Here is a 20,452-nt window from a genome sequence, read left to right as displayed (position 1 = left end):
CCGGTGCCTAGTTCGACCGTGCCGTGATCCACACGGTGATCGCGACGATGGTCCCGAGGCCGAAGATCCAGAGGAACAGGCCTTCGGCGACGGGGCCGAGGGAACCGAGCGGGTGTCCGCCAGGCGACGGGCTGTTCTCCATGAACTTCAGCGCGGAGATGATGTCGCGCTTGTCTTCCGGTGAGAGGTTGGCGTCGTTGAAGACCGGCATGTTCTGCGGTCCGGTGACCATTGCCTCGTAGATGTGCTCCGGGGCGACCCCGGTCAGCGCTGGGGCGTACTTGCCCTGGGTCAGAGCGCCACCGGCTCCGGCGACGTTGTGGCACATTGCGCAGTTGATCCGGAACAACTCGGCGCCGTTGGTGAGGTCGCCTTCTCCGTCGAGGAGTTCATCGTCGGGGATGCCGGGGCCTGGTGCCGTCGTCGCGACGTACTCCGCGAGCGACTGGATCTGCTCCTCGGTGAACTGGACGGGCTTCTCCGGTGCCTGCGGGCCCTGGGCCTGCATCGGCATCCGGCCGGTTCCGACCTGGAAGTCGACCGCTGCCGCTCCGACGCCGATCAGGCTGGGGGCGACATCCGTGCCGTCAAGGTCGAGACCGTGGCACGACGCGCAGTTGGCCTGGAAGAGCTTCTTGCCGTCCTCGACGCTCGCAGCCGACACGGCGTGAGGAGTCTCGGCGCTTGCGGTGCTCGTGGAGAAGGCTGCGTATGCGCCACCGGTGAACAGCAGCCCTGCGGCGATCAGGGAGATCGTGGCGAGAGGGGAACGGCGGCCCTGCTTACGGCCCGTGCGGGCGGAGGGTGATGGTGTCCTGAGCATTCGTGTGCTGTCTTCCGGTTGCTATTTCAGTATGTAGATGACGAAGAAGAGACCGATCCAGACGACATCGACGAAGTGCCAGTAGTAGGAGACGACGATCGCGCTTGTCGCTTCCTTGTGGCCGAAAGCCTTGACGGCGTACGAACGGCCGATCACGAGGAGGAAGGCGATGAGGCCGCCCGTCACGTGAAGACCGTGGAAACCGGTGGTGAAGTAGAACGCGGAACCGTAGGCGTTGGAGGAGAGCGACACGCCCTCGCTGACGAGGGTCGCGTACTCGAAGATCTGGCCGGCGACGAAGATCGCGCCGAGGGCATAGGTGAGGAAGAACCACTCGACCATGCCCCACTCGCTTGGCTTCCAGCCGATGGAGCGCGGCTGCATCCGCTCCGCCGCGAACACGCCGAACTGGCAGGTGAACGAGGACGCCACGAGGATGATCGTGTTGACCGTCGAGAACGGAATGTTCAGCAAAGCGGTCTCGCTGGCCCACAGGTCCGGTGCCACGGAACGGAGGGTGAAATAGATCGCAAACAGGCCCGCGAAGAACATGACCTCGCTGCCGAGCCACACGATGGTGCCCACGGCGACAGTGTTTGGCCTGTTGATCTTCGGGGCTCTCGCCGCATAGTTCAATGAAGTGCTCGTCACCCTTCCATTATGGCCGATATCCCGGCAGCTTTTTCGCAATCGGGGCCCCTCAGGCCCGAGTCTTTAGTTAGGCGAGCCTTAGTTCTGGCCGGGAGTCGACCGGGAATTCGCCCAACTGTCCGCTGTCGATACCATTTGAGCTATGTCTGATTCCCCGAGCTGGCCATACATCCTCACCGAACTGCTGGGTGGCACCGACCTCAGCGTCGCCGAAGCCACCTGGGCGATGGAGCAGGTCATCAGCGGGGAGGCCACCTCAGCGCAGATCGCCGGGTTCCTCGTCGCGCTCAGGGCGAAGGGTGAATCCGTCAACGAAATCGTCGGATTCCGCGACGCGATCCTCGAAAAATCCGTGCATCTTCCGGTCGACTCGATGGCCCTCGACATCGTGGGAACAGGGGGAGACCGATTCGGCACGGTGAACGTCTCGACCATGGCCTGCGTCGTCGTCGCGGCAACGGGGGTTCCTGTGATCAAGCACGGCAACCGCGCCGTCAGCTCGACGTCAGGAGCGAGTGATGTGCTGTCTGCCCTCGGCATCGACCTGACCCTGTCGCCGGATGCCGTCGCATCCGCCCTGACCGAAACAGGGATCACGTTCGCTTTCGCCTCCGCTTTCCACCCCGGATTCCGCCACGCGGCGCCGGTGAGGGCCGAACTCGGGGTACCGACGGTGTTCAACTACCTCGGCCCGCTCTGCAACCCTGCCCGCCCGGAAGCCTCCGCGGTGGGCGTCGCGCAGCTCGACAGGGTTCCCCTCTTCGTCGGGGTCTTCCAGACGCGGGGCGCGACAGCACTCGTCTTCCGCGGCGACGACGGCCTCGACGAGCTCACCACGACGGGGCACTCCCACATCTGGGAGATCAGCAGGGGACTCGTCACCGAGCACGACCTCGACCCGCGCGACCTCGGCATCCCCAGGTCGAGGATGAGCGACCTCATCGGCGGGGACCCGCAGCACAACGCCGGGGTCGTTCGCCGGGTGCTCGATGGCGAGCAGGGTCCTGTGCGTGACATCGTGCTGCTGAACGCCGCAGCAGGCCTCGTCGCGTACCGGCTCGCTGAGGACCCCGCCCAGATGCAGGTGGGCATCCTTGAGCGGTTCGCCGAACAGCTCGAGGTGGCCAGGGAGTCGATTGACTCCGGCCGCGCGTCGGCGAAGCTCGACGAGTGGGTGGCAGCGACACAGGCGGCCCGCTGACCCCTTCCGCGCGCAGGTCGCAGACGGCTAGGTTGAGTGCAGGCTGCCCCAGCCGGCACCAATCCCCGGTTCGCGCACAAGCAGGAGAGTTCAATGAAGAAGCTCATCAACGACCCGAAGAACGTCGTCACCGAAGCGGTCGAAGGATTCGCGTTAGCGCACGCGGACATCGTTCGCGCCTCGACGGATCCGATTTACCTGGTCAGGGCGGATGCCCCGTCGGGCAAGGTCGGAATCGTCTCGGGCGGCGGAAGCGGGCACGAGCCACTCCACGGCGGGTTCGTCGGCTACGGCATGCTCGACGCCGCGGTCCCCGGCGCCGTGTTCACCTCGCCGACTCCTGACCCCATCGTCGCCGCAACCACCGCGGTGGACGGAGGCAAGGGCGTGCTGCACATCGTCAAGAACTACACCGGCGACGTGCTCAACTTCGAGACAGCTGCCGACCTCGCCGGTGCCGATGGGATCGAGGTTCGGAGTGTCATCGTCAACGACGACGTCGCCGTCCAGGACTCGCTCTACACCGCCGGCCGCAGGGGAGTGGCGGGGACGGTCCTCGTCGAGAAGATCGCCGGTGCCTCGGCCCAGCGTGGTGACTCACTCGATGAGGTGACCGCCGTCGCCGAGAAGGTGATCGGTCAGGTCAGATCGATGGGCGTCGCGCTCACCCCGTGCGTGGTCCCTCACGCCGGCGAGCCGAGCTTCATCCTTGAAGACGACGAGATCGAGATCGGCATCGGCATCCACGGTGAGCCGGGGCGCGAGAAGGTCAAACTCCAGCCGGCCGACGCGATCGTCGACCGCCTTCTCGGTCCTATCCTCGACGACATCCCGTTCGCCTCAGGCGACAAGGTCCTGCTCCTCGTGAACGGGATGGGCGGGACACCGCAGGTTGAGCTGTACATCGTCTACAGGCACGCAGCAGAAGTCCTCGCCGCCCGCGGTATCGAGGTCACCCGCTCCCTCGTCGGCAACTACACGACGTCGCTGGAGATGCAGGGGATGTCGATCTCGGTGCTCAAACTGGACGATGAGCTGACCGAGCTGTGGGACGCGCCCGTCCAGACCGCAGCACTCCGCTGGGGCCGCTGACCCGTGATCGCGACGCAACGAGAGGACACCCGATGAGCCTGGGCACCGAGTGGGTCACCGAATGGGTGCGGTCGAGCGCCGCCGTCATCGCCGAACACCGGGTGGAGCTGATCACTCTGGACCGGGACATCGGAGACGGCGACCACGGCGAGAACATGGACAGAGGTTTTTCCGCTGTGCTCGCCAAGCTCGACGACCTCCCCGCCGACGCGATCCCCGCGGACGTGCTCAAGCTCGTCGCGACGACGTTGATCTCGACGGTCGGTGGAGCGGCCGGCCCTCTCTACGGGACGGCATACCTCAAAGCCGCTGGCGCGGTCGCAGGGAAGACCGACCTCGATGCGGCTGCGATCGCGTCGCTCCTCGGCGCCGCGCGCGACGGGATCGTCCTCAGAGGCAAGGCGGAGCCGGGCGACAAGACGATGATCGATGCCTGGACGCCCGCGGTCGATGCCGCGGAAGCGGCCGTCGCTGACGGCGCATCGGAGGTCGGCGTGCTCGAGGCGGCGGCGGCGGCGGCGGAGTCCGGGGCAGAGGCGACGGAGCCGCTGGTCGCCCGCAAGGGACGCGCGAGCTACCTGGGGGAGCGCGCCATCGGGCACAGGGACCCGGGAGCCCAGTCGACAGCCCTGCTGCTGCGGGCGGCGGCCGATCGCGCCGCAGGCGTGTCGGCGCCATGACGGTCGGCCTCGTCTTCGTCTCGCACAGTTCGAAGATCGCCGATGGCCTGGTCGACCTCGCCGGGCAGATGGCCCCTGACGTCGCCCTCGTCGCGGCAGGCGGCACGGACGACGGCGGGATCGGGACCAGCTTCGATCTCGTGACCGCGGCGATCGGTCAGGCGGACACCGGAGACGGTGTCGTCATCCTCTGCGATCTGGGGTCGGCCATCCTTACGGCCGAGACCGCTCTCGACTTCCTCGATGACGGGGTGCGCTCCCGAGTGGCCATCATCGATGCACCGCTCGTCGAAGGCGGAGTCGCCGCCGCCGTCGCCGCACAGACCGGGCAGGACAGAGGCGGTGTCGCTGCAGCGGCCAGAACGGCGTTCGAGAGGCCTGAGTCCTCCGTCGCGCAGCAAGAGGACCGAGCGCCTTCCGGATACTCCCGCGTCGTCACCGTGATCAACCGAGACGGGCTTCATGCGCGCCCTGCCGCCGATTTCGTCAAGCTCGCAGGCACGTTCACCTCACGGGTCACCGTCAACGGCAAGGACGCGAAGAGCCTGCTCGCGATCATGGCCCTCGGCCTCGTTCGCGGACGCGATGCGGAGATCGCCACGGAGGACCCGGACGGCCGGCCTGCCGTCGACGCTCTGGCCGACCTGGTCGCCTCGGGGTTCGGCGAGGACTGAGCGCACACGCCTCCGGTCGTGTGTGACTGGAGTTGCCAGTGGTGCGCGTGTGACGCGGTTCTGTTAGGTTAGCCGACGGTGCTCTTACCTCATCTCGCAGCAATGCGCGGAGAAGCGACCCGGTGAGTCGTGATCTGGGGGAGTGCTGCATCGCCGGGCGGTTCTGGCCTGGCGTCACAGAGGGGGCACAATCCATGAGGGTCAGACGACGATCGATCGCGGCCGGACTGGCGCTCCTTCTCGCTGCAGGTTCCCTCCTGGCGGCTTCCCCGGCATCCGCTGCCCCCAGCTATCCGACCTGGGAAGACCTGCAGGCAGCACGGAGCGATGCCGCCGCCGCCGAAGTGCAGATCACCGCCGTCACCGACCTGATCGCGTCCCTCGAATCGGCGGCAGCAGAAGCGACCATCACCGCGCAGAAGGCCGCGGAGACCTACCAGGTTGCCAGGGACACCGAGGCCAGGGCGCAGGACGCCGCCGACCGTCTCGCTTCTGAACTCTCGGAGGCGACGGCGGAGGCCGCTGCCGCGTCCAGACAGCTCGGCTCGCTCTTCGCGCGGATGGGCAGGAACGGGAACGCCGACGTCTCGGCGGCGCTGCTCGTCGACTCCACGAACGCAGACAACGCGCTCTACCGTCTCAGCGCCGTGTCGAAGCTCACGTCCCGCTCAGCGCACCTCGTCGACGACGCCGAGCAGGCCGCGAACTCGGTGACCTCGTTGAGCGCGCAGGCGGATGCCGCCGCCACCGTGCTCGAGGACGCCGCGGCAGAGGCCGAATCCCGACTGGCCGATGCCGACGCGGCGGCGGACGCCGCCGACGCGCGCCTCGCGGAGCAGCAGGAGCACGAGGGCGAGCTGTACGCCCAGCTCGCGTTCCTCACCGACGCGTCCCTGTCGATCGAGGAAGCCTACCTCGCCGGAGTCGCCGCACTGGCGGACCGCGACGAGACCGCGCCGCCGGCGACACCGTCTGCACCGGCCGAACCGTCGACACCGGCAGCCCCGCAGACTCCGCAACCGGCCCCAGCCCCAGCCCCAGCCCCAGCCCCAGCGCCGGCCCCGGCTCCCAGCCCGACACCGAAGCCACCCGTACCAGGGAACGGCGGGGGAGCGCCACTCGCGGGCACAGCGGCAGCACGAAGCGCCGTGGCGTTCGCCACAGCGCAGGTCGGAGACTGGTACCGGTTCGCCGGCGAGGGCCCGAACGTGTGGGACTGCTCGGGCCTCACGATGATCGCCTACCGGCAGGCAGGAGTCACCATCGGCGCGCACACGGTCGGAGCCCAGTACCGCTACCTTCGCGATCGTGGTCGCCTCGCCCCGGTCAGCGGCGGACTGCGTGCGGGCGACCTGCTGTTTTACGCCCAGGGTTCGACGACGGACAGCCAGCAGATGTATCACACGACGATGTACATCGGCGGAGGCATGATGGTCGAGGCGCCGCAGCGCGGCAAGCAGGTGCAGATCACTCCGCTGCGCACTCTCCGCCTTGTCCCGTACGCCGGCCGGCCCACCGGATAGCGGCCGGTAGCAGGTTCCTGAGAATTCGTCAAATCGGGAGTACCATGATCCCATGGTCCGGATCAAGAACACGGAGACCACGGACGGCCGGCTGGTCCGGTCGGCTGCGTGGGTCGACCGCAAACTGACACCCGTCTTCGGCCCGCCCCCGGTCGGGCCGTACGCCGACGACGGCAGGGCGCCGGTGTCCACCTGCCCGGTCTGCGGGCATCCGATGGCGGAGCATCGCATCGATCACTCTGCGCGCAACGCCATTCTCGAATGTCCTGCGCCGATCGACCACAACCTGGAGTTCAACGATCACTCGCCCCTCGACGAACTCGGGATGCCGTTGCACGGCCCGCGGCCGGCGAAGAAGGGGCGATGAGCGGCACCCAGACGCTCACACCTGGTGAAACGGCCGAGGCACTGCGGGGGAGCGGTTTCCGGCACGAAGGCGCGGAACTCACCGCCTCCTTCCGTACGGGCGACTTCGCCACCGGCGCCCGTCTCGTCGCCGCCATCGCCGAGGCTGCTGAGGAACTCAACCATCACCCCGACCTGACGCTCAGCTACGGAGTCGTCGGGGTGCGACTGTCTTCACACGACGCGGGTGGAGTGACACAGCGTGATCTCGAACTCGCCCGCAGGATCACCGCGGCGGCCGGTGCCGTCGTCGCGGACTCGTCCCCGGCCGGTTGAAGGCGCGCGACCGGGCCGCCGACGGGCGACGGGTCGCGATCACCCGGATCGGGGGATACCTGGCCTTCCTCCGACTCGAAGAATAGGACGAAACGAGTGCTCTAGCGCCACTCCGGCGCGGGCGGAACTCAGGAGGGCCACGATGCCGAACGGCAAACCGAACATTCTCGTGATCTGGGGCGATGACATCGGCATCACCAACCTCAGTTGCTACAGCGACGGTCTGATGGGCTACCGGACGCCGAATATCGACAGGATCGCCGAAGAGGGGATGCGTTTCACCGACTCGTACGGCGAACAGAGCTGCACGGCAGGCCGGTCCTCGTTCATCACCGGCCAGAGCGTGTTTCGGACCGGGCTGAGCAAGGTGGGGATCCCCGGCGCGGACATCGGCCTGCGGGCCGAGGATCCGACCATCGCCCAACTGCTGAAGCCTCACGGCTACGCGACGGGGCAGTTCGGTAAGAACCACCTCGGAGACAAGAACGAGTTCCTGCCGACCGTCCACGGTTTCGATGAGTTCTTCGGCAACCTCTACCACCTCAACGCCGAGGAAGAACCCGAATCGGCGAACTGGCCGAGCCCAACGGAGTTTCCGGAGTTCAACGAGCGATCCCGACCGCGAGGAGTGATTCACTCCTGGGCCACCGAGGAGGACGACGACACGGTCGACGGCCGTTTCGGCAGGCGGGGGAAGCAGAGGATCGAAGACACCGGCCCGCTGACGAAGAAGCGGATGGAGACGATCGACGACGACTTCGCCTCGGCAGCCCAGGACTTCATCGGGCGTGCCCACGACGCAGACACGCCGTTCTTCGTCTGGATGAACACCACGCACATGCACTTCAGGACGCACCCGAAACCGGAGAGCGTCGGACAGGCGGGGCGGTGGCAGTCCGAGTACCACGACACGATGATCGATCACGACAACCTCGTGGGCGACCTGCTCGATCAGCTCGATGAACTCGGCATCGCCGATGACACCATCGTCATCTACTCCACGGACAACGGCCCGCACATGAACAGCTGGCCTGATGCAGGCATGACACCGTTCCGGAGTGAGAAGAACACCAACTGGGAGGGTGCATTCCGCGTCCCGGAGATGGTTCGCTGGCCCGGCCGCATCCCGGCCGGTGTCGTATCGAACGAGATCATCCAGCACCACGACTGGTTGCCGACGTTCCTCGCCGCCGCCGGAGACACGAGCGTCGTCGATGAACTCAAGGAGTCGAAGACGATCGGCGACACGACGTTCAAGGTACACATCGACGGCTACAACCTTCTCCCGTTCCTGACAGGCGAGGTGGACGAGAGCCCGCGCAAGGGACTGGTGTACTTCTCCGACGACGGAGACGTCGTCGCACTGCGCTTCGACAACTGGAAGATGGTGTTCATGGAGCAGCGCACGGCCGGCACCCTGGCCGTGTGGGCGGATCCGTTCGTCCCGCTGAGAATTCCGAAAGTGTTCAACCTGCGGACGGATCCGTTCGAGCGCGCCGACATCACGTCGAACACCTATTACGACTGGCTTCTCAACAACGCCTACCTGGTCTACGCAGGACAATCGATCATGACGAAGTTCCTCGTGACGTTCGTGGAATTCCCCCCGCGTCAACGCGCCGCCAGCTTCAGCATCGACCAGGCGGTGGAGAAGCTGGAGACCATGCTCGCCGGTGGGGACTGACGGAACAGCGGATGGCGTCACTCACCGAATCATCGATGACGAACCACTCTCGCGCATCCGCCGACTTCATTTGGCTCGATGGCGGCGAATTCACCATGGGCACCGACGGGCTCTACCCGGAGGAGGCACCCGCCCATCGTGTACGGGTCGGCGGATTCCGGATCAGCCCGACCGCCGTCACGAACCGGGAGTACGCCGCGTTCGTGACGGCCACCAGGTACCGGACCGTCGCCGAACGACCTCTCGACCCCGCCGATTTCCCCGGTGCTCCTGCCGAGAACCTCGTGCCGGGGTCGATGGTGTTCACCGGTACCCCTGGACCAGTCGACCTGCGACACCTGAGTCAGTGGTGGGCGTGGACACCTGGGGCGAACTGGCGGCGCCCGTTCGGGCCGGGGTCGACGATCGGGAACCGTGCGGAGCATCCTGTCGTGCACATCGCCTACCAGGATGCCGAGGAGTATGCGGAGTGGGCAAAGAGCCGCCTGCCAACGGAGGCCGAATGGGAGTTCGCAGCGCGAGGCGGGCTGGACGGAGCGCGGTACACGTGGGGCGACGAGCCCGAGCCGCCCGATCAGCCTCGCGCCAACTACTGGCACGGCGAGTTCCCCTGGCGAGCTAACCCCGGCTACGGGTCGACGGCCCCAGTGGGTTCGTTTCCCGCCAACGGCTACGGGCTGTTTGACATGTCTGGCAACGTCTGGGAGTGGACGTCGGACTGGTACCGGGGGTACGAAGCCGGGCACGGCTGTTGCGCTCCCGAGAACCCCAGGGGAGGGAGCAGGGAGGCCAGCATCGATCCTGCCGAGCAGTTCCCCGTGCCCAGGAAGGTCGTGAAGGGCGGATCGTTCCTCTGCGCCGACAGTTACTGCATGCGCTATCGCCCCGGCGCCAGGCGCCCGCAGATGGTCGACACCGGCATGAGTCACGTCGGGTTCAGGTGCGCCAGCTGAATCGCATCCGCGGCTTGTGATCACCCGGAGCGGGGGATGCCCGGTCGGTCTCCCACGCGAAGAATGACGGCAACCAGACGTTCCGTGCCTCTGCGAGGAGCGTGGCCGGGAATTCCGAGCGGAAGGGGCCGAGATGCCCAACGGTGAGGCGAAGGGCAGCGAGGTCGAAGCGCCCCCGTTCAACGGCCGTCTCGCCCTCCTGCTCGCGATGGCGATGTTCGTGCTCGTGGTCGACACATCCATCATGAACGTGTCGATCTCGGCCGTCGTGGAGGAGATCGGTGTCGCCGTGAGCGATGTGCAGTCCGCGATCGCCCTCGAGGCGCTGGTCTCCGCGGCGTTCATCCTCATCGGCAGCAAGGTGGGCGACCTCATCGGGCGCAAACGCGCATACGTGATCGGGCTGCTCGGCTACGCAGTGGGGGCCCTGGCCATGACCCTCGCTCAGTCCATCCTCCCGATCATCATCTTCTGGGCCGTCATCGGCGGACTTGGAGCATCCCTCCTCCTGCCATCGATGCAGTCGCTCATCCACGGAAATTTCCAGGGCGCACACCAGCAACGCGTCTACGCGCTCGTCGGCGCATCCGCGGCGATCGCGGCCGCTGTCGGTCCACTTATCGGCGGCTTCATCACGACGTTCCTGTCGTGGCGTGTCGCCTTCCTGCTCGAAGCCGTCATCATCGCCATCGTCCTCTCCGGGATCAAACTCGTGCACGACGTGCCGTACACGGGGAGCAGGGAGATCGACTTCGTCGGCGCTGTCCTCTCCGTCGTCGGAATGGGCGGCATCGTCCTCGGCATCCTGGTCTGGCAGGAAGGCGGGGACCGCGTCGCCCTCCTGATCGGGGTGGGCGCCATAGCCCTCGCCGGTCTCGTTCTCTGGCTGGTCAGACGCAAACGACGCGAAAAGGCGACGCTTCTGGATCCGGAGCTCTTCCGCGTGAAGACGTTCCGGTTCGGGATCTCGCAGCAGATGCTCCAGCAGATCGCGCTCGGCGGCACGATGATCGTGCTGCCGCTCTACCTCCAGATGGTGCTCGAGTACAACGCGATGCTCGCCGGCCTGTCGATCGCGCCGTTGTCGCTGACCATGTTCGGGGTAGCGATGCTCGCAGGAAAACGGGTAGGAAGACGCAGACCGGCCATCCTCGTCCTGTGGGGTTTCGCGCTCCTCGTTGTCGGCCTGGTGATCCTCATCCCGATCATCCCGCGCGCAGACAGCGGATGGTGGATGGTCGTGCCGCTCGTCATCGCCGGGGCCGGTGTCGGACTCCTCGTCTCCCAGCTCAACAACTACACGTTGTCGCCGGTCTCGGATGAGCGTGTCAGCGAGGCCGCCGGGGTCAATTCCGCTGCCGGCTCATTCGGGCTCTCGTTCGGACTGGCGTTCGCAGGGGCCATCATGCTCGCGGCCCTCGCGCCGGTCTTCAGCACCATGGCCGAGTCGAGCGCCGTTCTCCCGGCGAGCGAGCAGCAGCAGGTCGCAGAGGCCCTCGACAGGGATGCTCAGATCCTCAGCACCACTCAGCTCGAGGAGCAACTCGCCGGTCAGCCTGAGGAGATCCAGGACGAAATCATCCGGATCAACACGGACGCCCGTGCCATCGCACTCCAGATCGCGCTCCTGATCCCGATCGTCGCCGGGCTGGTCGGCTTGTTCCTGTCGACCAGGATGTTGAGGATCCCCGATCCGAAGCCGGCGGGGGACGGAGCAGGGATGCTCATCGGTTGAGGCGCTGAGGGCGTTTCGCCGCACGAACAGAGACGGCATGGCGATTTCGCGCCATGCCGTCTCTGTTCGGTGACCGGTGGTTACGACCGGGAGGGCGTGTTCTCGCGCTCCTTGGTGTCGGCGGCGTCTGCTGCCGGCCTCCGGGCATCCGCGAGCTGGGCCGCCTCGAGCTCTTCGGCTTCCTCACCGCCGATGGCCTCACCGCGGGCAACGAGACCCGCGACATCGGAGAGCTTGATCTGCTTGAGGAACAGCGACAGAAGGAACGCCAGCCCGATGAAGGGGAGGAGGTACCAGAAGACCGGCGCGAGGGCATCCGCGTATGCCGTCACGACACCGTCGCGCAGGGCATCCGGCAGCTGGCTGAGCGTCTGCGGATCGAGTGTCGCCGTGGCGTTCGCCGCGTCGGAGGCGCTCGCCCCTGCCCCGGCGAAGACGTCGGTGAGGTTGTCGGTGAGCCTGGTGGTGAAGATCGTTCCGAAGACGGCCACGCCGAGGGATGCACCTACTTCACGGAAGTAGTTGTTCGTGCTCGTCGCTGTTCCGATCATCGAGGCGTCGACGGAGTTCTGGGTGACCAGGACGACGACCTGCATGATGAGTCCGAGGCCTGCGCCGAAGACGAACAGGTAGATGCAGATGAGCCAGATCGGTGTGTCGGCGGTCAACGTCGTCATCGCGACCATGGCTGCACCGGTGATGAGCGTGCCCAGGATCGGGAAGATCTTGTACTTGCCCGTGCGGGTGATGGCCACACCGGAACCGATCGAGGTTCCGATCAGGCCGACCATCATCGGGAGCATGAGCAGACCGGATGCCGCAGCAGACGTCCCAGAGGACATCTGGAGGAAGGTCGGAACGAAGCCGATGGCAGCGAACATCCCCAGCCCGAGCGTGAGGCCGATGGCCGTAGCGTTGACGAAGATCGGGTTCTTGAAGAGCGACAAGGGGATGATCGGGTCCTTCGCCCTGGCCTCGACGAGAACGAAGATGAGTGCCGAGACAACCATTCCGATGCCGAACAGCCAGGTCTCGATCGCGTCCCAGCCGTGGTCGGAGTCGCCACCGAAGTCGGTGAAGAAGATGAGGCAGGTGGTGAACGCCGAGAGGAAGATGACACCCAGGATGTCGATCGGTGCAGTCGCCTTCTTGTTCGGCAGTTTCAGCGTGAACCATGCAACGGCGAACGCGGCGATCCCGACGGGGATGTTGATGTAGAACGCCCACTGCCAGGTCATGTGGTCGACGAAGAAACCGCCGAGGAGCGGGCCGCCGACGGCGGAGAGTCCGAAGACGGCGCCGAGGGGTCCGAGGTACTTGCCTCGCTCGGAGGCGGGCACGATGTCGGCGATGATCGCCTGCGAGAGGATCATCAGCCCGCCGCCACCGAGGCCCTGGACGGCGCGCCAGACGATGAGCTGGGTGAAGTCACCCGCGAACGCACAACCGACCGATGCGATCGTGAACAAGGCGATCGCGATGAGGAAGAGGTTGCGCCGTCCGAGCACGTCACCGAACTTGCCGTAGACAGGCATGACGATCGTCGTGGCCAACAGGTAGGCGGTGGTCAGCCAGACCTGGTGCTCGACACCGCCGAGCTGCCCGACGATCGTCGGCATTGCGGTCGAGACGATGGTCTGATCGAGGCTCGAGAGCAGCATGCCCGCGATGAGCGCGGCGAAGATGATCCAGATTCTGCGTTTGGTGAGGAGAAGCGGCGCTTCTGCTGTGGATGTCACTGGTGGGCCTTTCGGGGGAGTGGGGGAGTGAGGACCGCGCGGATGGCGGAAAGTGAGTCGGTGAGTGCTGCGCCGAAGTCTTCGGCCACGCGGGGATCCGAGATCCGGTCAGCCGTCGAACGCATGACTGTTGCGACGATGTCGATCGCGGCGCGAGCGTGCGGGTCGTCCGCGGGAACGCCCTCCCGTTCGGCGACGAGCGCGACGAGGCCGGCTTCGCGTTCCCGCCCCGCTCCGATGAACCGGGCCAGCAGCCTCGGTTCGCGTTCGAGGACCTTCATGAAGGCGATGTGCTCCGTCGCATCGTGTCCGGCCGAGCCGATGTGCTCGACCGCGAAGTCGATCAGGTCGTCCACGACCGCGGCCCAGCCCCTGGACCCCCGCGACCGGAAGTCTTCGGTGAACTTCGCCATGTCTTCGGTCTCGTCGACGCCGAGGACGGCATCTTCTTTCGATGGGAAGTAGTTGAAGAATGTGCGGCGGGAGATGCCGACCTCGGCACAGACCTCTTCGATCGTGAACCCATTGAGGCCGCGTTCAGCCGTGAGGCGCCTGCAGAGTGTCGTGACAAGGGAGGCGGTCGCCTGCTTGCGCAGAGCGGCCCGGTTCTCGGTTGCACTTTCATTCATAGAGTGCACTATTGCACTTTGTATGTGATTGTGCAAATTGTGCGCAGGAGCGACAGCCGAGCGTGAGGGAGAGCGGCGGAACGGGATGCGAAAAGGGGGGTGTGTGTCAAGTACGCTTGACATCAGCCGCGAGCTTCGCCTATCGTGTCAAGTGTACTTGACACGCAGCGGAAGGTTGCACCATGACGGCATCGCAGGACACCAGTGGCTATCGGGCCGAGATGAGGGCAACAGGGGGACTGGTGGCCTGGACTGTCGCCTGGGCTGCGAGCCTGGCTCTCGCCCGATTCGGCCCTGAGATCTGGGGGGACTTGCCGTCGGTGACGTGGGCGGCAGTGCTTCTGAACCTGGCCGTCGGGATCGGCTGGATCATCGCGTTCACTCGTTTTCTCCGGGCGCTCGACGATCTACAGCGCAAGATCGTGCAGGATGCTCTCGCGGTCACCCTGGGGGTGGGATGGGTCGCCGGATTCGGCTACGTCGCCGCAGAGGCCGCCGGCCTTGTTTCCATCGAGGTGGACGCCGCGGTTCTTCCAGCCTTCATGGGTGTCGTCTTCATGGTCGCCTTCGTCGTCGGGAAGATCCGGTACCGATGAGGAACGCCATCGCATCCCTCCGGTCGGAGCACTCGTGGACGCAGGCGGACGTGGCGCAGCGCGTCGGCGTTTCCCGGCAGACGATCAACGCGATCGAGACGGGCAAATTCGACCCGAGCCTTCCTGTGGCCTTCCGCCTCGCGCGGCTGTTCGGGCAGAGGATCGATGAGATCTTCTTCGACGAGCAGAGCGAGGATGGCTCCCTGGCCTGATCGGCGGGGAGGTGTCGTTTCGCACGGGGACTACCCCTCGAATCGCTTTGTTGACATAATGTGCATTATCGGCACAAAACCGGAAGTGGCGGGTTCCTCAGGGCTCCGCCGCGTCGCCCCTTCTGCAGACTGTCTCGCGCCGGTCGCATCCCGGCAGGAAATCGCAACGACCGAACGACCAGGCGGTCAGTCTTCGTCGTGCTGGCCGACGCGGTCGTGGCGCGGGTCGTCCGGCGTCGCGCGGGTGATTAGACGTCCGCGCGAAAGCCGTTTCACTCGCGTGAGCGCAGCCCCTCCGCGCAACGAGCCGCCACACGATTTACTTGACATAATTCGTGTGGCGAGTCTCCTCCGCTGACAGGCTCCGGCTACCCGCCGAAGTCGGCGGTATCTCCGACGTAGCGGGTGTTCTCGGCCGGAACCGGCTCCACTGCTGCGGCGGCCACCTCGGCAGCGAACTCCCCGACGTTGTAGAGCTTGCCTGCGGCATCCTTGCGCGCGCTGATGGCGCCGGGGTTCGCGCGCTCGAGCAGTGTCGCCGTGATGGTTCCCTCGATCATGTCGCCCGAGACGACGACGAACTCGATTCCCTTCTCGGCCAGTTCAGGGATGCGCGCGCGGAGGGCGTCCTCTCCCGCGCGCTTCGACAGGGCGACCGGCTCGTATTCGGGCATCGTGGACGTCGTGCGGATGAAGTGGGCCTGGTGGCTCGTGACGAAGACCACACGGGAGCCGTCGTGAAGCAGCCCCAGGGCGGAATCGAGCACGTTGACCTGGGCGTCACGGTTGAGCTGCATGGCGTAGTCGGCGGCCATGCCGCTCTCCATGCCGCCAGACGCGTTGAGGACGAGCACGTCGAGGTGACCATACTGCTCCGCGACAGTGTCGAACATCGCCTGGACGGATGCCGGGTCGGTCAGGTCGGCTCCGACCGTGATGGCGGTGCCCCCGAGCGCGCGGATCTGGTCGGCGAGCTTGATCGCCCGCGCTTCCTTGTTACGGAAGTTGATGACGACATTCGCGCCCGCCTCGGCGAAGTAGCGCACGGTGTCTGCGCCGATCCCGCGTGACGATCCGGTGACGAGGACGTTCTTGCCGGTGAGCGAACCTGCGGCGAGAGGGTTGGACACGGTAACTCCTTCGAGACGGTGGCGTTGCGGCGACGGCGGCAATCCCAGCCTCCGAGACTATCAAGAACTCCACGGCGCCGACCGCCCACCTGATAGATTCAGGAGTAACACTGGCCCCACGGGTGGCGGCTGGAAGGGGCGTGACATGGACTGGATCGTTCAGTACTCATGGGTGATCTGGCTGGTCCTGATCCTGCTCTTCGTCACCATCGAGATGCTCACTCTCGAGTTCACCTTCCTCATGCTGGCCATCGGCAGCTTTGTCGGCCTGGTCTCCGGCCTCTTCGGTGTCCCCTGGTGGGCGCAGTTCCTCATCGGCGCCGCGGCATCCGTTGTGCTCCTGCTGCTCGTCCGTCCGCCGCTGCTCCGTGCCCTCCGCAAGGGCGAAGACCCGGCCAAGAGCAACGTCGACGCCCTGCTCGGAGCCCGCGGCCTCGTCGTTCAGACCGTCTCAGGTCACGGCGGCCAGGTCAAGCTCTCGAACGGCGAGCTGTGGACCGCCGTCGTTCCCACCGACTCCCCCGCAACAAGCCTGGAACCCGGGACCGCGGTGCGCGTGCTCGCCATCGAAGGAGCGACCGCGGTGGTCGTGCCGAACTGAGAGGAAACCCGCCATGACTCCTGCTGAATTCGTGGGAACCACCATCGGATGGATCATTGCGATCGTCATCGTCATCTTCATCGTTGTGGTGCTGTTCAGGGCCATCCGGATCATCCCGCAGGCCTCGGCCGGCGTCGTCGAACGCCTGGGCAGGTATCACAAGACACTGCAGCCGGGGCTGAACATCCTCGTCCCGTTCATCGACCGGCTCCGTCCCCTGATCGACATGCGCGAACAGGTGGTGTCCTTCCCGCCGCAGCCGGTGATCACCGAGGACAACCTCGTCGTCTCCATCGACACCGTCGTCTACTTCCAGGTGACGGATGCGCGCGCTGCCACATACGAGATCGCCAACTACCTCGGCGCAGTGGAGCAGCTCACCACGACGACGCTCCGTAACGTCGTCGGTGGGCTCAACCTCGAAGAAGCTCTCACGAGCCGTGACAACATCAACGGGCAGCTGCGCGTCGTCCTCGACGAGGCGACAGGCAAGTGGGGCATCCGCGTCGGGCGTGTCGAGCTCAAGGCCATCGACCCGCCCCTCTCCATCCAGGACTCGATGGAGAAGCAGATGCGCGCCGAGCGTGATCGCCGTGCGTTGATCCTCACCGCTGAGGGAACCAAGCAGTCCGCGATCCTCACGGCTGAGGGTGCGCGGCAGGCCGCGATCCTCAGCGCCGAAGGTGATGCGAGGGCCGCCGTGCTTCGTGCGCAGGGTGAGGCCGAGGCGATCACAACCGTCTTCGACGCCATCCACCGTGGGGACCCTGACCCGAAGCTGCTGGCGTACCAGTACTTGCAGACGCTGCCGAAGCTCGCAGACGGATCGGCGAACAAGCTCTGGATCATCCCGTCCGAACTCACCGAAGCGCTCAAGGGGCTCGGCAAGGCGTTCGTCCCAGGAAAGGGAGACGACCGGCCGTACGCTCCCCCGGCCGCACCCACCCCTGACGTGCCGTCGAGCATCTTCCCGCCGGCAGCGCCGCCATCGGCCGCTCCCCCGATCCCGCCCACTCCCCCGGCCTCCGAGTAGGCCATGGACGTCGAACGCACGGCCTCGGTGTATTTCGATCCGCCGGGGCCGCGCGTCTTCGCGCACAGAGGGCTCGCAACGAACGTGCCCGAGAACACGATCGCCGCTTTCCAGGCAGCGGTGGATGCCGGCGCGGTGTATCTCGAGACGGATGCCCACGCAACAGCCGACGGGGTCGCCGTTCTCGTGCATGATCCGGAGATCGTCGTCGACGGGGTCACGCACGCCGTGCGCAACCTCACCCTGAGCCAGCTGCGACAGCTCGACCTGGGCCTCGGCCACCATGTGCCGACTCTGGCCGGTGCGCTCGTCACGTTCCCTGACATCCGGTTCAACATCGATGTGAAGTCCGAACAGGCGGCAGGCCCGGTGTCGCACGCGATCCGGGCGGAGCGGGCGACCGACCGGGTGCTCATCACCTCGTTCGACGAAGCACGACGCGCACGCGCCACCGCGTCACTTCCCGGTGTCGCCACGTCGGCGTCGTCGGAGCGCTTCAGTCGTGCATTTCTGGGCGCGCGGCTGGGTTCGGCGGCGCTCGTCCGTTCGGCACTGGGCGACATCTCGAGCGTGCAGATCCCCGAACGGCACCGCAACCTGAGACTGGTGACGGCCCGGACGGTTCGAACGTTCCACCGCGCCGGGGTCGAGGTCCACGTCTGGACCGTGAACTCCCCCGCGGACATGAGCCGGTTGCTCGACCTCGGAGTCGACGGGATCATCACCGATCGTGCCGACCTTGCCCTCCCCCTCGTGGCGGCGAGACGGCCAGGGACCAAGTCTGGGCGTTAGCTGGGAGAAAGCCCCTGACGACGGAGCCGTTCCCCAGCTTGGGGGTCTATAACTGGACTCAGCGAGCGAGAGGGGACCATAAAATGGCAGATCGTAGTTTGCGCGGAATGCGCCTCGGCGCCCAGAGCCTACAAAGCGAAGAGGGCGTCGTATTTTCAGAACGAGCACGGTCGGTGTACCTGTGCCCGGAGTGCAGCCACGAAAGCGCACTCATGTTCGCCGCCGATGCGGAAGCCCCTGACACCTGGGAGTGCCGCAACTGCGGCGCGGAAGCTGTGCTCATGGTGGGTTCTGAGCCGGTCACGATCGACCGCTCGGACCAGAAGCAGGCACGCACCCACTGGGACATGCTGCTCGAACGCCGCAGTCGTGATGAGCTCGAGGAGCTTCTCGAGGAACGACTGACGTTCCTGCGCGCCCGCCGCGGCCAGAACAAGATCGGCGCCTAGTCCGCCTTCGACACGATTCGGGCGTCAGCATTGTGCTGGCGCCCGTTTTTCGTGCGCAGGAGCAGGGCGACCGCGAGAGCGAGCAAGCCGAAGTACGACACGAACGACTCGATGTGCCCGCCGAGGATCATCGCCGGCGTCTTGTCGTTGACCAGTGGAACGTCGTAGACCATGTGGCCCGGCTCGTAGGCGGGAATCTCGGTCAGGGTCGCACCGTCAGGGCCGATCATCTGGCTGGTGCCGACGGTGGAGATGTTCACGATGCTCCGTGACGACTCGATCGCCCTCAACCGAGCGATCGCCAGCTGCTGCTGGTTCTCATCGGTGCGGCCGAAGTCGGCGTTGTTCGTCTGCGCGATGATCACCTGCGCTCCCCTGTCGACGGCCTCACGGGTCAGGGCGTCGTCGACGATGTCGAAACAGATCGAGATCCCCGCGATCACGCCGTTCACGTCGAACACGTTGTCGCGGGTTCCCGGCGTGTATTCGCGACCGACGAGCCCGATCAGGTCGGGCGCGAACGGCTCCCAGAAAGCCCGGTCAGGAACGTACTCGCCGAACGGCACCGGGTGCTTCTTGTCGTAGAAATCGACGGCTCCCTCGCCGGACTTCCAGAGCAGCGAGGTGTTGTAGAACCGACCCTCGCGTTCCTGGATCGTGCCGACGATCAGCGGTGCACCCGTCTGCGCACCGAGGTAGTCGAGAACGGATGCCGCCTGCGGCACGGTCATCGGGTCGAGGTCAGACCCGTTCTCGGGCCAGACGATCATGTCGACCTGCGTTCCGACGAGAGGCAGGGTCGCCGACGCCTGGGCGGAGAGGATGTCCCCCGGTTCCCGCTCGTCGAAGTAGCCGGCCTTGCCATTGCCCTGGACGGCCGCGATCGTCGACGTGCCGCGCTCGATAACGGGCCACGCGGGCAGGGCGATCAGCAGGGCGGCCGCGATCGCGGGAGCGAGCAGGCGGGTGGACCAGAAGGCGACCTCCGGCTCGCGGAGGAACTGGATCAGGAATGCGACGAGCCAGACCAGCACGAAGCTCAGCCCGCTGATGCCGATCCAGGCCACGAGCGGCGCGAACGGACTCTCCGACTGGCTGAGGGCGATGCGGCCCCAGGCGAACCCGCCGTACGGCCAGGTGCTGACGAGAGCCTCCCGTGCGGTCCACAATCCTGCGACAACGATCGGAAGGAGGCCCACTCGGGCCAGCGGGGTCGGCCAGACCCGCGGAATCCACCGGAACGCCAGCGTGAGAAGGAGGGCGCCGATGGCGAAGAAGATCGACTCGAGCACCGACAGTGCGACCCACGGGACGTCGCCCAGATACAGCGTGATCCAGGAGATGTGAACGAGGTAGAACGAGACGCCCGCGATGAAGCCGGTGAGCAGTGCGCCCCACGCGCTGCGCCCGATCAGGGCGACGAGGATGAGACCGACGCCGACGAGGGCGAGTGGCCAGATGCCCTTGTCGGGGAAACCGGCGTCCAGCACCGGTCCTGAGGCGGCTGCGACGATCACGGCGGCGAGGAGCGGGAGCGGCGGGCGCGTCGGGGCTGTCACGACTCCAGCCTAGAT

At 66.2% G+C, this 20,452-nt stretch carries 22 protein-coding genes; 15 read left to right on the top strand and 7 right to left on the bottom strand.

The genetic code is table 11. The annotated features are described in order from the left end of the window. Nucleotides 1–7 precede the first annotated feature (7 nt). Complete coding sequence (qcrC, locus tag AC1M2K_RS14850; RefSeq protein WP_480236388.1) at nucleotides 8–823, bottom strand: cytochrome bc1 complex diheme cytochrome c subunit; 816 nt, start codon at nucleotides 821–823, stop codon at nucleotides 8–10. A 21-nt stretch (nucleotides 824–844) separates the two neighbouring features. Continuing rightward, nucleotides 845–1,474, bottom strand: coding sequence for an aa3-type cytochrome oxidase subunit III (gene ctaE / locus AC1M2K_RS14845; RefSeq protein WP_480236389.1), 630 nt, complete (start codon nucleotides 1,472–1,474; stop codon nucleotides 845–847). 142 nt (nucleotides 1,475–1,616) lie between these two features. Here ctaE and trpD point away from each other — a divergent pair, with 142 nt between their 5' ends. From trpD to AC1M2K_RS14795, 10 genes are all read left to right on the top strand, one after another. Next, on the top strand, nucleotides 1,617–2,675 hold the full coding sequence (trpD, locus tag AC1M2K_RS14840) for an anthranilate phosphoribosyltransferase (RefSeq protein ID WP_480241539.1): 1,059 nt from the start codon (nucleotides 1,617–1,619) through the stop codon (nucleotides 2,673–2,675). Between the two features lie 93 nt (nucleotides 2,676–2,768). Then, on the top strand, nucleotides 2,769–3,767 hold the full coding sequence (dhaK, locus tag AC1M2K_RS14835; protein WP_480241538.1) for a dihydroxyacetone kinase subunit DhaK: 999 nt from the start codon (nucleotides 2,769–2,771) through the stop codon (nucleotides 3,765–3,767). A gap of 32 nt (nucleotides 3,768–3,799) precedes the next feature. Next, a complete protein-coding gene (dhaL, locus tag AC1M2K_RS14830; RefSeq protein ID WP_480241537.1) occupies nucleotides 3,800–4,447 on the top strand; it encodes a dihydroxyacetone kinase subunit DhaL in 648 nt (215 codons plus the stop codon). Continuing rightward, nucleotides 4,444–5,121, top strand: coding sequence for a dihydroxyacetone kinase phosphoryl donor subunit DhaM (gene dhaM, locus AC1M2K_RS14825; RefSeq protein WP_480241536.1), 678 nt, complete (start codon nucleotides 4,444–4,446; stop codon nucleotides 5,119–5,121). Before dhaL ends, dhaM begins: the two co-directional genes overlap by 4 nt. Before the next feature lie 194 nt (nucleotides 5,122–5,315). Next, nucleotides 5,316–6,644 carry a C40 family peptidase gene (locus tag AC1M2K_RS14820; protein ID WP_480241535.1) on the top strand — a complete coding sequence of 443 codons (1,329 nt, stop codon included), beginning with the start codon at nucleotides 5,316–5,318 and terminating at the stop codon, nucleotides 6,642–6,644. A 52-nt stretch (nucleotides 6,645–6,696) separates the two neighbouring features. Continuing rightward, nucleotides 6,697–7,011: a hypothetical protein gene (locus tag AC1M2K_RS14815; protein WP_480241534.1), complete on the top strand. Its 315-nt coding sequence runs from the start codon at nucleotides 6,697–6,699 to the stop codon at nucleotides 7,009–7,011. Continuing rightward, complete coding sequence (locus AC1M2K_RS14810; protein ID WP_480241533.1) at nucleotides 7,008–7,325, top strand: 4a-hydroxytetrahydrobiopterin dehydratase; 318 nt, start codon at nucleotides 7,008–7,010, stop codon at nucleotides 7,323–7,325. Before AC1M2K_RS14815 ends, AC1M2K_RS14810 begins: the two co-directional genes overlap by 4 nt. A 142-nt stretch (nucleotides 7,326–7,467) precedes the next feature. Further along, the gene (locus tag AC1M2K_RS14805) at nucleotides 7,468–9,009 is read left to right on the top strand and encodes an arylsulfatase (protein ID WP_480241532.1); all 1,542 of its coding nucleotides are present in this window, start codon (nucleotides 7,468–7,470) and stop codon (nucleotides 9,007–9,009) included. Between the two features lie 11 nt (nucleotides 9,010–9,020). After that, the gene (locus tag AC1M2K_RS14800; RefSeq protein ID WP_480241531.1) at nucleotides 9,021–9,962 is read left to right on the top strand and encodes a formylglycine-generating enzyme family protein; all 942 of its coding nucleotides are present in this window, start codon (nucleotides 9,021–9,023) and stop codon (nucleotides 9,960–9,962) included. A 133-nt stretch (nucleotides 9,963–10,095) separates the two neighbouring features. Continuing rightward, a complete protein-coding gene (locus AC1M2K_RS14795; RefSeq protein ID WP_480241530.1) occupies nucleotides 10,096–11,697 on the top strand; it encodes an MFS transporter in 1,602 nt (533 codons plus the stop codon). An 80-nt stretch (nucleotides 11,698–11,777) separates the two neighbouring features. Here the strand turns inward: AC1M2K_RS14795 and AC1M2K_RS14790 are convergent, their stop codons facing one another. The 3 genes from AC1M2K_RS14790 to AC1M2K_RS14780 all read right to left on the bottom strand — a co-directional run bounded on the left by AC1M2K_RS14790 (nucleotide 11,778) and on the right by AC1M2K_RS14780 (nucleotide 14,438). After that, complete coding sequence (locus AC1M2K_RS14790; protein ID WP_480241529.1) at nucleotides 11,778–13,436, bottom strand: MDR family MFS transporter; 1,659 nt, start codon at nucleotides 13,434–13,436, stop codon at nucleotides 11,778–11,780. After that, on the bottom strand, nucleotides 13,433–14,065 hold the full coding sequence (locus AC1M2K_RS14785; protein WP_480236401.1) for a TetR/AcrR family transcriptional regulator: 633 nt from the start codon (nucleotides 14,063–14,065) through the stop codon (nucleotides 13,433–13,435). Before AC1M2K_RS14785 ends, AC1M2K_RS14790 begins: the two co-directional genes overlap by 4 nt. A gap of 208 nt (nucleotides 14,066–14,273) precedes the next feature. Further along, nucleotides 14,274–14,438, bottom strand: coding sequence for a hypothetical protein (locus AC1M2K_RS14780; RefSeq protein ID WP_480241528.1), 165 nt, complete (start codon nucleotides 14,436–14,438; stop codon nucleotides 14,274–14,276). Between the two features lie 84 nt (nucleotides 14,439–14,522). Between AC1M2K_RS14780 and AC1M2K_RS14775 the strand changes: the two genes are divergently transcribed. Beyond that, complete coding sequence (locus AC1M2K_RS14775) at nucleotides 14,523–14,873, top strand: helix-turn-helix transcriptional regulator (protein ID WP_480241527.1); 351 nt, start codon at nucleotides 14,523–14,525, stop codon at nucleotides 14,871–14,873. 368 nt (nucleotides 14,874–15,241) lie between these two features. Here the strand turns inward: AC1M2K_RS14775 and AC1M2K_RS14770 are convergent, their stop codons facing one another. Beyond that, nucleotides 15,242–16,003 carry an SDR family oxidoreductase gene (locus AC1M2K_RS14770; protein WP_480241526.1) on the bottom strand — a complete coding sequence of 254 codons (762 nt, stop codon included), beginning with the start codon at nucleotides 16,001–16,003 and terminating at the stop codon, nucleotides 15,242–15,244. A 145-nt stretch (nucleotides 16,004–16,148) separates the two neighbouring features. Between AC1M2K_RS14770 and AC1M2K_RS14765 the strand changes: the two genes are divergently transcribed. From AC1M2K_RS14765 to AC1M2K_RS14750, 4 genes are all read left to right on the top strand, one after another. Continuing rightward, a complete protein-coding gene (locus AC1M2K_RS14765) occupies nucleotides 16,149–16,604 on the top strand; it encodes an NfeD family protein (RefSeq protein WP_480236405.1) in 456 nt (151 codons plus the stop codon). Between the two features lie 13 nt (nucleotides 16,605–16,617). Beyond that, nucleotides 16,618–17,637: an SPFH domain-containing protein gene (locus AC1M2K_RS14760; protein WP_480241525.1), complete on the top strand. Its 1,020-nt coding sequence runs from the start codon at nucleotides 16,618–16,620 to the stop codon at nucleotides 17,635–17,637. Nucleotides 17,638–17,640: 3 nt separating this feature from the next. Beyond that, the gene (locus AC1M2K_RS14755) at nucleotides 17,641–18,429 is read left to right on the top strand and encodes a glycerophosphodiester phosphodiesterase family protein (RefSeq protein ID WP_480241524.1); all 789 of its coding nucleotides are present in this window, start codon (nucleotides 17,641–17,643) and stop codon (nucleotides 18,427–18,429) included. A gap of 83 nt (nucleotides 18,430–18,512) precedes the next feature. Beyond that, the gene (locus AC1M2K_RS14750; protein WP_480236408.1) at nucleotides 18,513–18,878 is read left to right on the top strand and encodes an RNA polymerase-binding protein RbpA; all 366 of its coding nucleotides are present in this window, start codon (nucleotides 18,513–18,515) and stop codon (nucleotides 18,876–18,878) included. Here the strand turns inward: AC1M2K_RS14750 and lnt are convergent. Next, a complete protein-coding gene (lnt, locus tag AC1M2K_RS14745) occupies nucleotides 18,875–20,437 on the bottom strand; it encodes an apolipoprotein N-acyltransferase (RefSeq protein WP_480241523.1) in 1,563 nt (520 codons plus the stop codon). The two genes, AC1M2K_RS14750 and lnt, sit on opposite strands and share 4 nt — an antisense overlap. Nucleotides 20,438–20,452: the final 15 nt, after the last annotated feature.

The organism is Mycetocola sp. Y171 (assembly GCF_056713165.1).
Note: the sequence above shows the minus strand (reverse complement) of the source record. Positions and strands in the feature narration are given on the sequence as shown.

Bases quoted from the DNA above. Each gene is read 5' to 3' on its own strand.
- AC1M2K_RS14820 (WP_480241535.1), top strand. From the start codon at position 5,316: ATGAGGGTCAGACGACGATCGATCGCGGCCGGACTGGCGCTCCTTCTC.
- AC1M2K_RS14775 (WP_480241527.1), top strand. From the start codon at position 14,523: ATGGGTCGCCGGATTCGGCTACGTCGCCGCAGAGGCCGCCGGCCTTGT.
- AC1M2K_RS14815 (WP_480241534.1), top strand. From the start codon at position 6,697: ATGGTCCGGATCAAGAACACGGAGACCACGGACGGCCGGCTGGTCCGG.
- AC1M2K_RS14795 (WP_480241530.1), top strand. From the start codon at position 10,096: ATGCCCAACGGTGAGGCGAAGGGCAGCGAGGTCGAAGCGCCCCCGTTC.
- AC1M2K_RS14785 (WP_480236401.1), bottom strand. From the start codon at position 14,065: ATGAATGAAAGTGCAACCGAGAACCGGGCCGCTCTGCGCAAGCAGGCG.
- dhaK (WP_480241538.1), top strand. From the start codon at position 2,769: ATGAAGAAGCTCATCAACGACCCGAAGAACGTCGTCACCGAAGCGGTC.
- AC1M2K_RS14760 (WP_480241525.1), top strand. From the start codon at position 16,618: ATGACTCCTGCTGAATTCGTGGGAACCACCATCGGATGGATCATTGCG.
- dhaL (WP_480241537.1), top strand. From the start codon at position 3,800: ATGAGCCTGGGCACCGAGTGGGTCACCGAATGGGTGCGGTCGAGCGCC.
- AC1M2K_RS14780 (WP_480241528.1), bottom strand. From the start codon at position 14,438: ATGATCCAGCCGATCCCGACGGCCAGGTTCAGAAGCACTGCCGCCCAC.
- AC1M2K_RS14805 (WP_480241532.1), top strand. From the start codon at position 7,468: ATGCCGAACGGCAAACCGAACATTCTCGTGATCTGGGGCGATGACATC.
- AC1M2K_RS14765 (WP_480236405.1), top strand. From the start codon at position 16,149: ATGGACTGGATCGTTCAGTACTCATGGGTGATCTGGCTGGTCCTGATC.
- AC1M2K_RS14800 (WP_480241531.1), top strand. From the start codon at position 9,021: ATGGCGTCACTCACCGAATCATCGATGACGAACCACTCTCGCGCATCC.
- AC1M2K_RS14755 (WP_480241524.1), top strand. From the start codon at position 17,641: ATGGACGTCGAACGCACGGCCTCGGTGTATTTCGATCCGCCGGGGCCG.
- AC1M2K_RS14750 (WP_480236408.1), top strand. From the start codon at position 18,513: ATGGCAGATCGTAGTTTGCGCGGAATGCGCCTCGGCGCCCAGAGCCTA.
- dhaM (WP_480241536.1), top strand. From the start codon at position 4,444: ATGACGGTCGGCCTCGTCTTCGTCTCGCACAGTTCGAAGATCGCCGAT.
- trpD (WP_480241539.1), top strand. From the start codon at position 1,617: ATGTCTGATTCCCCGAGCTGGCCATACATCCTCACCGAACTGCTGGGT.
- qcrC (WP_480236388.1), bottom strand. From the start codon at position 823: ATGCTCAGGACACCATCACCCTCCGCCCGCACGGGCCGTAAGCAGGGC.
- AC1M2K_RS14810 (WP_480241533.1), top strand. From the start codon at position 7,008: ATGAGCGGCACCCAGACGCTCACACCTGGTGAAACGGCCGAGGCACTG.